The organism is Enterobacter sp. PL_is379 (assembly GCF_055817355.1).
In genome coordinates this window covers 241,374-254,686 of record NZ_JBVPGT010000026.1, presented here as the reverse complement: position 1 = coordinate 254,686, position 13,313 = coordinate 241,374, and the positions used below count along the sequence as shown (strand labels likewise).

Here is a 13,313-nt window from a genome sequence, read left to right as displayed (position 1 = left end):
TCGTGGCGACACTCTTTATTGCGGATCTGCATCTGCAAACAGAAGAACCGGCGATAACCGCCGGTTTTCTGCGTTTTTTACGCGGTGAAGCGAAAAGCGCCGATGCGCTGTACATCCTGGGCGACCTCTTTGAAGCCTGGATTGGCGACGACGATCCTAACCCGCTGCACCGTGAAATGGCTTCGGCCATTAAAGCGCTGGTGGATTCCGGCGTCCCCTGCTACTTCATTCACGGCAACCGTGATTTCCTGATCGGCAAGCGCTACGCCCGTGAAAGCGGCATGACGCTGCTGCCGGAAGAACAGGTGCTCGACCTCTACGGCCGCAAGGTGCTGATCATGCACGGCGACACGCTCTGCACCGACGATACCGGCTACCTGGCGTTTCGCGCTAAAGTCCACACCCCGTGGATCCAGAAGGTGTTCCTTGCCCTGCCGCTGTTTATCCGCAACCGCATCGCCGCCAGAATGCGCGCGGGCAGTAAAGCCGCCAACAGCAGCAAATCCATGACCATCATGGACGTTAATCCTCACGCGGTGGTCAACGTGATGGAAAAACATGGCGTTCAGTGGTTGATCCACGGGCATACCCATCGTCCAGACGTGCATTCCCTTATCGCCAACGGCGAACCGGCCCATCGCGTGGTGTTGGGTGCATGGCACTCAGAAGGATCCATGGTCAAAGTCACGCCAGAGGGTGTGGAGCTGATCGCTTTTCCGTTTTAACCCCTTACAGTTCATTCTATTTTTTTGAACAATATTGGCAAATTGTTTCGATTTTAATCAGCCCGTGGTCGGCCTATTATTTATCACATCAGGGCAGCACGCCCTATCCCAGATAAATTACTTAAGGAATACGACCATGAAATCCATCAAAACTTTCGTTGCAGTTACCGCTCTTTCCCTGGCTTCCTTCGGCGCTTTCGCGCAGAGCGTCAGCGCAACCGGTTCAACCCTTGACCGCGCAGAAGCGAAAATTGCTGCACAGGCTGCTGAACAGGGCGCGTCTTACAAAATCACCAGCGCGAAGGTCGACAACCGCGTGTATATGACCGCAGAACTGACGAAATAATGATTGCCCTTCGACAAAAACAGACCGCCAGAATGCGGTCTGTTTTGTTATGAATTGATGGCAACAACGGCTCAAGATTTAACCGCGCAACCGTTTTCCTTGCCCGTATAACATGCTATTCTCTGTGCCCTCGAAAGCAGTGTGTTTCGCACCACAGGAGTTTTAAGACGCATGTCTTCCCGCAATAATCCGGCGCGTGTCGCCATCGTGATGGGGTCCAAAAGCGACTGGGCTACCATGCAGTTCGCCGCCGAAATCTTTGAAATCCTGAATGTTCCGCACCACGTCGAAGTGGTCTCCGCGCACCGTACACCGGACAAACTGTTCAGCTTCGCCGAAAGCGCCGAAGAGAACGGTTATGAGGTGATCATTGCCGGTGCGGGCGGCGCAGCACACCTGCCGGGCATGATTGCCGCCAAAACCCTGGTGCCGGTTCTGGGCGTCCCGGTACAAAGCGCCGCGTTAAGCGGTGTGGACAGCCTCTACTCCATCGTCCAGATGCCGCGCGGTATTCCTGTCGGGACGCTGGCGATTGGCAAAGCGGGCGCGGCGAACGCTGCCCTGTTGGCCGCGCAGATCCTGGCGACGCACGATAAAGCGTTACATCAGCGTCTGGCGGAGTGGCGTAAAGCCCAGACCGACGAAGTGCTGGACAATCCGGACCCGCGGGGTGCGGCATGAAGCAGGTTTGCGTCCTCGGTAACGGCCAGTTAGGCCGCATGCTGCGTCAGGCCGGTGAGCCGCTGGGTATTGCCGTCTGGCCCGTCGGGCTGGACGCTGAACCTGAAGCCGTACCGTTCCACCAGAGCGTGATCACCGCCGAGATCGAACGCTGGCCGGAAACCGCGCTGACCCGCGAACTGGCGCGTCATAACGCCTTCGTAAACCGCGACGTGTTCCCGATCATTGCCGACCGTCTGACGCAAAAGCAGCTGTTCGACAAGCTCGGCCTGCCGACCGCGCCGTGGCAGCTCCTGTCCGATAAAAGCGAGTGGAATGATGTTTTCGCGATGCTGGGCGAGCTGGCCATCGTGAAGCGCCGCGTGGGCGGCTACGACGGCCGTGGCCAGTGGCGTCTGCGCGCAGACGACACTGCCGAGCTGCCGGACGACTGCTACGGCGAATGCATCGTTGAGCAGGGCATCAACTTTAGCGGTGAAGTGTCACTGGTTGGCGCACGCGGGCACGACGGACATACCGTCTTTTATCCGCTGACGCATAACCTGCATCAGGACGGTATTCTGCGCACCAGCGTCGCCTTCCCGCACGCCAATGCTGAGCAGCAGGCGCAGGCAGAAGAGATGCTTTCTGCCATCATGCACGAACTCGGATATGTGGGCGTCATGGCGATGGAGTGCTTTATCACCCCGTCCGGTCTGCTGATCAACGAACTTGCACCGCGCGTGCACAACAGCGGCCACTGGACGCAAAACGGCGCGTCCATCAGCCAGTTCGAACTGCACCTGCGCGCGATCACCGACCTGCCGCTGCCGCAGCCGGTGGTGGACAGCCCGTCGGTGATGATCAACCTGATCGGCACCGATCTGAACTACGACTGGCTGAAGCTGCCGCTGGTGCATCTGCACTGGTATGACAAAGAGGTTCGCGCGGGTCGTAAGGTCGGTCACCTGAACCTGAACGACAGCGACACGGGCCGCCTGAGCGCCACCCTGGAAGCCATGATCCCTCTCCTGCCGCCGGAATATGCGAGCGGTATCGTCTGGGCACAGTCAAAGCTCAAGTAAGACATCTGCGCCGGGGAGTTGACCTTCCCCTTCCCCGGCGTACAATCCCCGCCCATTGCTGCTGAGTTTTCTTCTGGAATAACCATGAACGATGGAACGGACTATCGCGCGATCCTCGCGTCTGATACCCCTTTAATCGACGTTCGCGCGCCGATTGAATTTGCCCAGGGTGCGATGCCCGCCGCCATTAACCTGCCGTTGATGAATGACGACGAACGCGCCGCCGTCGGCACCTGCTATAAACGCCAGGGCCCCGAGGCCGCGCTGGCGCTTGGCCATAGTCTGGTGAACGGCGAGACGCGTGAGACACGTATTAACGCCTGGCGTGAAGCCAGCCTTGCCCATCCTGAGGGCTTTCTCTGCTGCGCGCGCGGCGGTCAGCGCTCGCACATCTCGCAGGCCTGGCTTAAAGAGGCGGGCATCGACTACCCGCTGATCCGCGGCGGCTATAAAGCCCTGCGCCAGACGGCGATTCAGGTGACGATTGAGCAGTCACAAAAGCCGATAGTGCTTATCGGCGGCTGTACCGGAAACGGTAAAACCCTGCTGGTGAAGCAGCACGCACAGGGCATCGATCTGGAAGGGCTGGCGCACCATCGCGGTTCGTCTTTTGGCCGCACGCTCACGCCGCAGCTTTCCCAGGCGAGCTTTGAAAACCACCTTGCGGTTGAACTATTGAAAAAAGACGCCGCGCGCTGGGTGCTGGAAGATGAAGGTCGGATGATTGGCTCTAACCACCTGCCGGAGTGCCTGCGCGACCGGATGGTTGAAGCGCCTATCGTGGTGGTAGAGGATCCGTTTGAAATCCGTCTTGAACGCCTGCGCGAAGAGTATTTCGACCATATGTGGGCGGATTTTTCTGCTGCCTACGGCGAGGAAGCGGGCTGGAAAGCGTACAGCGAGTACCTGCACCACGGCCTGTTCGCCATACGCCGCCGTCTGGGGCTACAGCGGTATGCAGAATTCACCGTGCTGTTAGATTCCGCGCTGCTGGAACAGCAACGATCTGGCAGCACGGACGCGCACTTCAGCTGGCTTGTACCGCTCCTGAACGACTATTACGACCCGATGTACGGCTATCAGCTGGAGAAAAAGGCGGAGAAGATTGTGTATCGCGGGACGTACGGCGAGGTAGCTGACTGGCTTAATCGCTAAAAGAAAGCCGGGTGGCGAGGTAAAAGCAAAACGGCAACCAGGGTTGCCGTTTTTAATGTTTGTTCCCTCTCCCCGTGGGAGAGGGTCAGGGTGAGGGCATCAGGCCGCACCCTACAAGATCACTTAGAAGTCGTAACGCAGACGCACCAGGTTCATGTCGCCCAGGTCGTCGGTGCTGGAGGTGAACACGTGTTCGTAGTCCACGCGGAAACCGTAATCCAGCTGGAAGCTGATACCCACGCCGTTGTCGATGCGCTGGTAGTTGCGGCCATTCACGTAGTCAATACGGTCGCCCATGAAGTAAGGCTGGATAGATTTAACCGCATACTGACCAATTGGGAACTTGTAGCCCGCAAAGTATTCAATACCCCATGCATCACCGGCGAAGTAGTCGTTAACAGACACTTTTTTGGTGGTCATGAAGTTCTGATACCAGCCGCCGCCAACGGAGAATGTCCAGTTGTCCGGGGTCCAGCTCAGCGCGGTACCGAGGATGTTCTGGTCGTAGGTTTTGCTGTCGCCATTGGCCGGGTTACGCATATCCGCACGGGTGTAGTTCCACGCGGCGCCCCAGGTCAGATCGGTGGTCAGGTGGTAATCCAGACCCAGTGAACCGCCGCCTTTACGCTTGTAGCGCAGGCCGTTGCCCGGCAGGTATTCGCTGTCTTCAAACAGGTAGGATGCATAAATGTCAGCATCGCCCACGGTTTTCTTATATTTCAGCATATTACGTGAACGGTAAGAGCCGTCGTAATCGCCTTTGATCCCGTTACCTGGCGCCTGACCGATCATGTCGTAGTCCCAGATATCGGTTTTCGCGCCCACCACATCATAGTAAACGCTGTTCTGTTGACCGAAGGTCAGCGTACCCCAGGTGTCGCTCTTCAGACCGGTGTAGAGCATACGACGCGTCGTGTCGTGGTCGCTTTCGCTGTAGTGGTTGTCCCAGTTGAACATTGCAGGGAAGTTCACGCCCAGCTCGTAGTAGCTTACCCAACTGATGTCATCAAACAGGTAGTAATCTGCTGCGAAACGGAAACGGGTGCCGCCGTCGAAGCCGTTACGCTTGTAAGAACCTTTGTCGCCGTCACCGGTCATCATGTTGAACTGTGGACGGATACTCCCACCCACAGTGAAGTTCAGGCGGCTCAGCGGGTTACCCGCCTGAGGATCCTGCTTAAGAACGGTGATTTCCGCCTGAGAAGCGAAGGTAGTCAATGCCACTGCCGCGCCGATCGTTGCCGCCAGCGCTGATTTTTTTATAGTCATTATTTTTCCTTAATAGACACGCTGCTAAATATTTAGCGGGTGAATATTAACTGGAAATAATCGGGCTGTGTGGTCGGGTTTTTAATGTTTTGTGCTACTAAATGAGTGGGTATTATCACTTTGTGCTTTTTAAACACTACGCACCGGCATTTGAAACCGGTGCGTAACTTTCACCGTGCTAAATCAACTCGCGAACTGACGGAACAGGGCTTTGCCCTTTAACAGCCGCGTGCCGAGCCAGCCTCCGCAGAGTGAAAGCAGCACAGCGCCACAGAGAGGCAGGATCAACCAGAGACGCCAGTCAGGCTCCCACGGGAAGTCGAAGACTTTTGTCTGCAACACCGCCAGCGCCGTCTCTGCGCCAATGGCTGCCACCAGACCCGCCACCAGCCCCAGCAGCGCAAACTCGCTCCAGAGCGTCATCCGCAGCAGCCGCTTTCCGGCCCCCAGCGTGCGGTAGACCACCAGCTCCTGATGGCGCTGGCGCATGCCTACCTGCACCTGGGCCAGCAGCAACAGCACGCCGCAGATCGTCACCAGCACCACCATGACCTCCAGCGCGCGGCTCACCTGCTCCAGAACCTGCCCTACCTGCTTCAGGATCGCTCCAATATCCAGCAGGCTGACCGTCGGAAACTCCCGGTTAAGCTGGGTCAGCATGCCGTTGCCGTTTTCCCAGCGGAAGCTGGTCAGCCAGCTCTGCGGCTGACCGTCCAGCGCCCCCGGCGGGAAGATAAAGAAGAAGTTTGGCCGCAGGCTTTCCCAGTCAACTTTACGCAGGCTGGTGACCTTCGCGGTAAAATCCTGGGTATCGCCGGTAAAGGTCACGCTGTCCCCAAGCTTCACGTTCAGGCGCGTCGCCAGCCCCTCTTCCATCGACACTTCCCCCGCTTTTGGCGGCCAGGTGCCAGCGGTTATCGGGTTGTGGTCAGGGCGTTTCTCCTGCCAGGTCAGGTTCAGCTCGCGGTTAAGCGACTCGTCCTTGTTCCCCTCCGTTGGCTGCCCGTTGATCTGCGTCAGACGCGCGCGAACGATGGGATAGAACGACTCAGGGATAATGTGATGCTCCGACAGGAAACCCTTTAGCGGAGTGACCTGTTCTGGGGCAATATTGATCAGGAAAAAGTTCGGGCTTTCCGGGGGAAGCTGCTGCTGCCAGCGATCGAGCAGATCGCCGCGCAGCACCAGCAGCAGCGCCAGCAGCATAAATGACAGCGAAAAGGCCGACAGCTGGCTGAGCGTTGACCAGGGCTGATGCAGCAGGCGGTTGACCGCCAGGCGCACGGGCAGGGATTTTACCGTCAGCCTCTTCAGGACATTGAGCAGTATCCAGCCCAGCACGCCGCACAGCAGCGCCAGCACAACCGCCCCGGCCAGTACCGCCCAAAGCAGCGTGCTGCCCCCCATCAGCCACGCCAGCAGCCCCACCGCCACCGCAATAATCACCGGAAGGTAGAACTTCAGCGGCCAGACGTTCGCCACCACATCGCTGCGGAGCACGCGCAGCGGCTGCGTGGCGAGCAGCAGTCGGTAAGGGCGTAGCCCTACCAGCAGCGAAATTACCGTCATCGCGCCGATTGCCCATAGCCACGGCCAGAGGCTGGCCGGCGGCAGTGCGGCCGGGAGCACCGGTTTTAGCATCACCATCAGCAGTTTTTCAAACAGCAGCCCCATTATTCCGCCGGTCAGCGCGGACAGGACCAGCAGCATCAGCCACTGACCGACAATCAGCTTGCGCAGCTGCGCCCGGCCAGCCCCCAGGGTTTTGAGGATCGCCACCAGGTCGTAGCGGCTGCGGCAGTAGTGCCCCATCGCCACGGCCACCGCCGCCACCGCCAGCAGCAGGGTCAACAGGGCCGACAGCAGCAGGAACTGCTGAGAGCGCTCCAGAGATTTACCGAGCGCCCCCTCGTCCTGCTCCAGCCCGTACCAGCGGTGTTCCGGTTTGAGCTGCGGCAGAAGCCATTTTTCATATGCGTCAAGCTGGGCAGGCGTGCCGCCAAACTTATAGCGCCAGGTAACGCGGCTGCCCGGCTGTACCGCATGGGTTGCTGCTACGTCCGCGGTGTTCATCAGCAGGCGCGGCGCAAGCTGGAACGGGTTAAACCCAGAGTCAGGTTCCTGTACCACTTCCCCGGCAATTTTGAGGGTGGCGTCGCCGACGTCGATACTGTCGCCGGGTTTCAGATTCAGCAGCGCCATCAGACGCGATGCCAGCAGCACCGTACCGGGCGTGGGCTTTAATCCCGGCGGGTGGGTCTGCAAGTCACCGTACATCGGGTAGATGTCATCGACGGCCTTGACGCTCGCCAGCTGCGGCGTGTCGCCCGCAAAGGTCATGGTCTGGAAGCTTACCTGCTCCCCCACCTTCAGCCCTTCTTTACGCGCTTCGTCAATCCAGCCCGGCGGCACGGGGCGGGAGCTTTGCAGCGCCCGGTCTCCCGCCATAAACTCCCGGCTCTGCTGGCTGAGCCCTTTTTCCATCCGGTCGCTGACGCTGCCGAGCGCCAGCACGCAGGCCACCGCCAGGCTTAACGCCAGCCAGACAATCAGCAGCGAGGGCGAGCGCCACTCGCGCCAGAACCAGCGGGTAATCATGCCTCCTCCTGAAGAATACCGTTAACCAGCCGCAGGCGACGGTCGCAGCGGGCGGCGAGCTGCGGATCGTGGGTCACGAGGATCAGCGTGGTGCCGTGCTCGCGGTTGAGCGAAAACAGCAGGTCGGCAATCCTGTCGCCGGTTTTACGGTCAAGGTTACCGGTAGGCTCATCGGCAAACAGCACTTCCGGGCGACCGTTAAACGCCCGCGCCAGCGCCACGCGCTGCTGCTCACCGCCAGAAAGCTGCGCGGGAAGATGGTCGAGACGTTTCCCCAGACCGAGCTGTTCCAGCAGCGCCTTCGCGTGAGCGCGGCTTTCACGGCTATTTTCCCCGCGCAGAAGCGCCGGGAGTTCGACGTTTTCCAGCGCGTTTAGGGTCGGGATCAGCATAAAAGATTGAAAAACAAAACCAACGTGACGCGCGCGCAGCGCGGCCCGCGCCTCTTCATCAAGCTGATGCAGCGGCTGCCCGACAAGGTGGACCTCGCCGCTGCTGCCGTCGTCCAGACCGGCCAAAATCGCCAGCAGCGTGGACTTACCGGAACCGGATTCGCCAATCAGCGCGATGGTTTCAGCGCGTTTGACAACGAGTTCAACTCCGGTAAGGATGGAAAGCTCGTGCTCCCCCTGACCGACGGACTTCTTAAGATGATGAACTTCAACACTGTTTTCCGCTGGCATTTGCCCTTCCTGTTTTTGATTCTGATGACCTTCCGCGCGGCGGCAGCGGACACGTTACTGGTTCTTGGCGACAGCCTGAGCGCAGGCTATCGCATGGCGGCCAGCGCGGCCTGGCCCGCCCTGCTCAATGAAAAATGGCAGAGCAAAACGTCTGTAATCAACGCCAGCATCAGCGGTGATACCTCGCAGCAGGGCCTGTCGCGCCTGCCTGCGCTGCTCAAACAGCATCAGCCACGGTGGGTGCTGGTGGAGCTTGGCGGTAATGATGGCCTGCGCGGTTTCCAGCCTCAGCAAACGGAGAATACGCTGCGCACCATTTTGCAGGACATCAGGGCGGCAAACGCCCAGCCGCTGCTGATGCAAATTCGCCTGCCCGCCAACTACGGTCGTCGGTATAATGAGGCCTTTAGCGCGATCTACCCTAAGCTTGCCAAAGAGTTTGATATTCCGCTGCTGCCATTTTTCATGGAAGAGGTCTATCTCAAACCCCAGTGGATGCAAGACGACGGGATCCACCCCAATCGCGATGCGCAGCCGTTTATTGCCGACTGGATGGCAACGCGGCTGGCTCCTTTAGTTAAACATGACTCCTGATTAAACGGAGATCCTGACAGGTAAAGTTATGCAAAAATCGGTCTTAATTACAGGATGTTCCAGTGGAATCGGTCTGGAAAGCGCGCTCGAATTGAAGCGCCAGGGGTTTCGGGTCCTGGCGGCCTGCCGCAAACCCGACGATGTCGAACGCATGAACGGGCTGGGCTTTACCGGCGTGCTGCTGGATATGGACTCGCCGGAGAGCGTTGAGCGCGCCGCCGATGAGGTGATCGCGCTGACCGACAATCGTCTGTACGGGCTGTTTAACAATGCCGGCTACGGCGTGTATGGCCCGCTGGATACCCTCTCCCGCGAAACGCTGGAGAAGCAGTTTTCGACCAATTTCTTCGGCGTGCATCAGCTCACCATGCGTCTGCTTCCCGCGATGCTGCCGCACGGTGAAGGGCGCATCGTGATGACGTCGTCGGTGATGGGGCTGATTTCCACCCCGGGACGCGGCGCCTACGCCGCCAGCAAATATGCGCTGGAGGCCTGGTCCGATGCCCTGCGCATGGAGCTACGCCACAGCGGCATTAAGGTCAGCCTGATTGAACCCGGCCCAATTCGCACCCGCTTTACCGAAAACGTGAACCAGACGCAGGCGGATAAACCGGTCGAGAACCCCGGTATTGCCGCACGTTTTACCCTCGGGCCAGAGGCAGTGGTGGCCAAAGTGCGCCATGCTTTTGAGAGCGAACATCCCAAAATGCGCTATCCGGTGACGCTGGTCACCCATGCCGTAGGCTGGTTAAAACGCCTGCTGCCGGGCCGGATGATGGACAAAATTTTACACGGCTGAGTTGAAGCGACGACGCGCATCCCCATGTAAAGAACAAACCGACAAAAGAGAAAGCCGCATGTCCGTACAGAATATCGTCAATATTACAGAAGCTAACCTGCAACAGACCCTTGAACAGTCGATGACCAAACCGGTCCTGTTCTACTTCTGGTCTGAACGCAGCCAACACTGCCTGCAGCTGACGCCGGTGCTGGAGAGCCTTGCCGCCCAGTACAACGGTCAGTTCATTCTCGCGAAGCTGGACTGCGACGCCGAGCCGATGGTGGCGTCCCAGTTTGGTCTGCGCGCCATTCCCACCGTCTATCTGTTCCAGAACGGTCAGCCTGTTGACGGCTTCCAGGGGCCGCAGCCGGAAGAGGCTATCCGCGCCCTGCTGGATAAGGTGCTGCCGCGCGAAGAAGAGCTGAAGGCGCAGGAAGGCATGGCGCTGATGCAGGAAGGCAAATACGACGAGGCGCTGCCGCTGCTCAAAGACGCATGGCAGCTGTCGAATCAAAACAGCCAGATTGGCCTGCTGCTGGCGGAAACGCAGATCGCCCTGCACCGTTCAGAAGACGCGGAAGCCGTACTCAAGACCGTTCCGCTGCAGGATCAGGACACCCGCTACCAGGGGCTGGTCGCACAAATTGAGCTGCTGAAACAGGCGGCGGACACCCCGGAAATTCAGCAGCTGCAGCAGCAGGTTGCCGACAACCCGGCGGACGCCGCGCTGGCAAGCCAGCTGGCGCTGCAGCTGCACCAGGTAGGGCGTAACGAAGAGGCGCTGGAGCTGCTGTTCAGCCATCTGCAAAAGGATCTCGCTGCCGCAGACGGTCAGGCGCGTAAGATGTTCCAGGAGATCCTGGCCGCGCTGGGCACCGGAGACGCGCTGGCGTCGAAGTATCGTCGTCAGCTGTACGCGTTGCTCTACTAACAAAAAATGCCCGGTGGCGCTAACGCTTACCGGGCCTACAAAACAGGCTTAACCCGTTTTCTTTAATTGCGTCACCACCAGCTGGTGACGCGCGTTGTAAAACTTCCGATAGGTCAGGTAGCAGGCAATGATGGTCGACAGGCTTGCCGTGGAAAGCAGCATAAACGTCACCATGATCTGATACTTAATCGCTTTTACCGGATCGATACCGGCAAAAATCAGCCCCGACATCATCCCCGGCAGGCTCACCAGCCCCACCGTTTTGGCGGAATCTACCGTTGGGATCAGCGATGAACGAATGCTCTCGCGAATCAGCCGCGCCGAGGCCACTTTTGGCGTTGCCCCCAGGCTTAGTTTCTCCTGTAGCTGCTGCTGTTCACTGCTGAATCGCTGGCCAAGGTTGTTGTAACAGAGCCCAACGGCCACCATCGCGTTCCCGGCAATCATCCCCGAGATAGGGATAACCTGCATCGGCGTAAACTCAATCGAGCCGGAGAGCACCAGCACCGCCAGCGTGAGCGCCGTACCGGTGGTAATGGCGATAAACGACGAGATAAATGCTTTATCAATGTATTTACTGCGTTTTTTCGCATTCCACGCCGCGTTAAAGCAGATAAAGAGCACCATCAGCAGCGTCAGCACCGCGTGGTTAACGTTGAAGATATACTTCAGCACATAGCCGACGATGATGAGCTGAATCACCGCGCGGCAGATGCTCCACACAATATCTTTTTCCAGCCCCAGCTTTTCGCGGTAGCTGACCACAATCGCAATCAATACCAGCACCATCGAAAAGGCCAGCGATTCGTTGGTAATGTTATGTTCACCCACGGTTTGCCTCCTGCATTTTTCCGCCGTGCGGCTGAAGCGTAATCACGTCATCCGCATGGGTTATTTCGTTAGCATCGTGCGTCACCCACAGCACGGCAATATTTTGCTCCCGGGCGTAGCGATGAATAATCTCGTTGACGTTGCGCTTGTTGACGTCATCCAGCGCGCTGGTGATTTCGTCAAGCAACAACACCTTCGGTAAAAACTGCAGGTTGCGGATCAGCGAGACGCGCTGCTTTTCTCCGCCCGACAGCGCGTTGATGGATTTGGTCAGCGTCTCCTGCGCCAGGCCAAAGCGGGCCAGATCGTTGATAAACTGTTCCGGCTCCGGCGTTTTATTGCGGATTTGCCACGGGAAAATCAGGTTGTCATAAACCGTATCGCCAAAAAGCACGGGCGTTTGCACGCAATAGGAGACCTGCTGGCGATAGCTTTCCGGAGAGAGCGACGCAATATCCTGTCCTTCAAACAGAATGGTTCCCTCCGTCGGGCTGAGGAGTGAGGCCACGATTTTCAACAGCGTGCTTTTGCCGCAGCCTGAGGGGCCCGTGATTAATTTAAACTCACCTGGCGACAGGCTAAACCCGACGTGCTGCAGGATCGTGTTTTCCCCGACCCGAAATCCGACATCCCTGAGAAGTAATACGTTTTTTTTATCGTTCATTGCGCTTCCGTTAACCGCTTTTTGTCATAACCGTCTGTAGCATAATCCTTTCGCCCGCACAGAGCGAATAGCCTCACGCTAAAGCAAGTGTTAAACTTTTTGTTTGTTATTTGTCACCACCATCACTACAGGAAGTATGCGACATGGCACATATCTTTTATGAGTTTCCTTCCCTGAAGCCTGGTGTTCCTGATGTCGAAACATTAATGGAAGTCATCAAATCGTCGGAACTCACGCGTTTTGTCATTGGTGCAGAGGTGGTGGATTTTGTTAAGAAGGCGCTCATCGTGAACACCACGATCGGCAGCTTCAAAAATTGCTATTTCGCCTTCGACAACGGGACACACTTCCTTGAATTTGACGGTAAGGGAAAATCAAAACGTTTCAATGACGTACCCGACTGGTTCGTCTCTCCGGCGGAATTTTCACGCACCCAGTGGCTTATCAACCACAATCTTGCGGATGTAAAAGCCACTCAGTTCATTGACGTGCTGATGTCCTACCCGCTGAAAGAACGCCGCGCGCACTGTAATTTGTTATTTGGGCTGGAGCTGGAAAAGGTGAATGCGGTTCCGGCCGCAGGTAAAATCGGCAATAAGAACGGTAAAACCACCAAACCACGCGTGACCGATCTGGGATCGTTTGAATTGTTCCGTCAGTTCTTTGCACGAATGAAAACCGCCGTGCTGGCCGATGAGTTCCCTACCCTGCAGGTCCTGACGGGCATGGATAATCTGACAAAAGCGCCACATAATTTAAAGCAGGGCATCAGAACCTGGTTTAAAGCCATCGCGGGCGACCTTCCACCGAATAACAAACGCGTTGAAGCGGGGAATGCCGTACTGTTCTGCGCCCCCATTCGCGAACAGATCCAGCGTATCGAAGCGCTGGGGCTGGAGAATTACTACGAGGGATTATCGAAAGCCATTGCCGAAGCGGGTGATGGATTCATTTCTGACTTTACCTATACTTACGAGCAATAAACACACAC

14 protein-coding genes are annotated in these 13,313 nt (G+C 57.7%); 9 read left to right on the top strand and 5 right to left on the bottom strand.

The annotated features are described in order from the left end of the window. Nucleotides 1–2 precede the first annotated feature (2 nt). The 5 genes from lpxH (at nucleotide 3) to mnmH (ending at nucleotide 3,971) form a co-directional block, all read left to right on the top strand. Complete coding sequence (gene lpxH / locus AC0TOY_RS09165; RefSeq protein ID WP_024906876.1) at nucleotides 3–725, top strand: UDP-2,3-diacylglucosamine diphosphatase; 723 nt, start codon at nucleotides 3–5, stop codon at nucleotides 723–725. Between the two features lie 136 nt (nucleotides 726–861). Continuing rightward, nucleotides 862–1,071 (top strand): YdgH/BhsA/McbA-like domain containing protein, encoded by a 210-nt coding sequence (locus AC0TOY_RS09160; RefSeq protein ID WP_024906875.1) that lies wholly within the window; start codon nucleotides 862–864, stop codon nucleotides 1,069–1,071. Between the two features lie 171 nt (nucleotides 1,072–1,242). Then, nucleotides 1,243–1,752, top strand: coding sequence for a 5-(carboxyamino)imidazole ribonucleotide mutase (purE, locus tag AC0TOY_RS09155; RefSeq protein ID WP_014882834.1), 510 nt, complete (start codon nucleotides 1,243–1,245; stop codon nucleotides 1,750–1,752). Continuing rightward, nucleotides 1,749–2,816, top strand: a complete 1,068-nt coding sequence (gene purK, locus AC0TOY_RS09150) for a 5-(carboxyamino)imidazole ribonucleotide synthase (RefSeq protein WP_024906874.1) — start codon at nucleotides 1,749–1,751, stop codon at nucleotides 2,814–2,816. The genes purE and purK overlap by 4 nt, the downstream gene beginning before the upstream one ends. A gap of 84 nt (nucleotides 2,817–2,900) precedes the next feature. After that, entirely contained in the window at nucleotides 2,901–3,971 is a 1,071-nt protein-coding gene (mnmH, locus tag AC0TOY_RS09145) for a tRNA 2-selenouridine(34) synthase MnmH (protein WP_090417969.1), read from the top strand. A gap of 123 nt (nucleotides 3,972–4,094) precedes the next feature. On the opposite strand, the gene AC0TOY_RS09140 is transcribed toward mnmH, so the two are convergent. The 3 genes from AC0TOY_RS09140 to ybbA all read right to left on the bottom strand — a co-directional run bounded on the left by AC0TOY_RS09140 (nucleotide 4,095) and on the right by ybbA (nucleotide 8,521). Continuing rightward, entirely contained in the window at nucleotides 4,095–5,240 is a 1,146-nt protein-coding gene (locus tag AC0TOY_RS09140) for a porin (RefSeq protein ID WP_024906872.1), read from the bottom strand. A gap of 183 nt (nucleotides 5,241–5,423) precedes the next feature. Continuing rightward, the gene (gene ybbP, locus AC0TOY_RS09135; RefSeq protein ID WP_473721741.1) at nucleotides 5,424–7,838 is read right to left on the bottom strand and encodes a putative ABC transporter permease subunit YbbP; all 2,415 of its coding nucleotides are present in this window, start codon (nucleotides 7,836–7,838) and stop codon (nucleotides 5,424–5,426) included. Further along, nucleotides 7,835–8,521 carry a putative ABC transporter ATP-binding protein YbbA gene (gene ybbA, locus AC0TOY_RS09130; protein WP_023617272.1) on the bottom strand — a complete coding sequence of 229 codons (687 nt, stop codon included), beginning with the start codon at nucleotides 8,519–8,521 and terminating at the stop codon, nucleotides 7,835–7,837. Before ybbA ends, ybbP begins: the two co-directional genes overlap by 4 nt. Here ybbA and tesA point away from each other — a divergent pair. From tesA to AC0TOY_RS09115, 3 genes are read left to right on the top strand one after another with little or no spacing between them, the layout of a single operon-like run. Continuing rightward, nucleotides 8,492–9,115: a multifunctional acyl-CoA thioesterase I/protease I/lysophospholipase L1 gene (tesA, locus tag AC0TOY_RS09125; protein ID WP_032646200.1), complete on the top strand. Its 624-nt coding sequence runs from the start codon at nucleotides 8,492–8,494 to the stop codon at nucleotides 9,113–9,115. The two genes, ybbA and tesA, sit on opposite strands and share 30 nt — an antisense overlap. Nucleotides 9,116–9,143: 28 nt before the next feature. Then, nucleotides 9,144–9,914: an SDR family oxidoreductase gene (locus AC0TOY_RS09120; protein WP_014882827.1), complete on the top strand. Its 771-nt coding sequence runs from the start codon at nucleotides 9,144–9,146 to the stop codon at nucleotides 9,912–9,914. A gap of 58 nt (nucleotides 9,915–9,972) precedes the next feature. After that, a complete protein-coding gene (locus tag AC0TOY_RS09115; protein WP_024906867.1) occupies nucleotides 9,973–10,827 on the top strand; it encodes a co-chaperone YbbN in 855 nt (284 codons plus the stop codon). A 48-nt stretch (nucleotides 10,828–10,875) separates the two neighbouring features. Here the strand turns inward: AC0TOY_RS09115 and fetB are convergent, their stop codons facing one another. After that, on the bottom strand, nucleotides 10,876–11,658 hold the full coding sequence (gene fetB, locus AC0TOY_RS09110) for an iron efflux ABC transporter permease subunit FetB (RefSeq protein WP_024906866.1): 783 nt from the start codon (nucleotides 11,656–11,658) through the stop codon (nucleotides 10,876–10,878). Continuing rightward, a complete protein-coding gene (gene fetA / locus AC0TOY_RS09105) occupies nucleotides 11,651–12,322 on the bottom strand; it encodes an iron efflux ABC transporter ATP-binding subunit FetA (RefSeq protein ID WP_032646196.1) in 672 nt (223 codons plus the stop codon). The genes fetB and fetA overlap by 8 nt, the downstream gene beginning before the upstream one ends. A 143-nt stretch (nucleotides 12,323–12,465) precedes the next feature. On the opposite strand from fetA, the gene AC0TOY_RS09100 reads away from it, so the two are divergent. Continuing rightward, on the top strand, nucleotides 12,466–13,305 hold the full coding sequence (locus tag AC0TOY_RS09100; RefSeq protein WP_024906864.1) for a hypothetical protein: 840 nt from the start codon (nucleotides 12,466–12,468) through the stop codon (nucleotides 13,303–13,305). The last annotated feature ends 8 nt before the right edge of the window (nucleotides 13,306–13,313 follow it).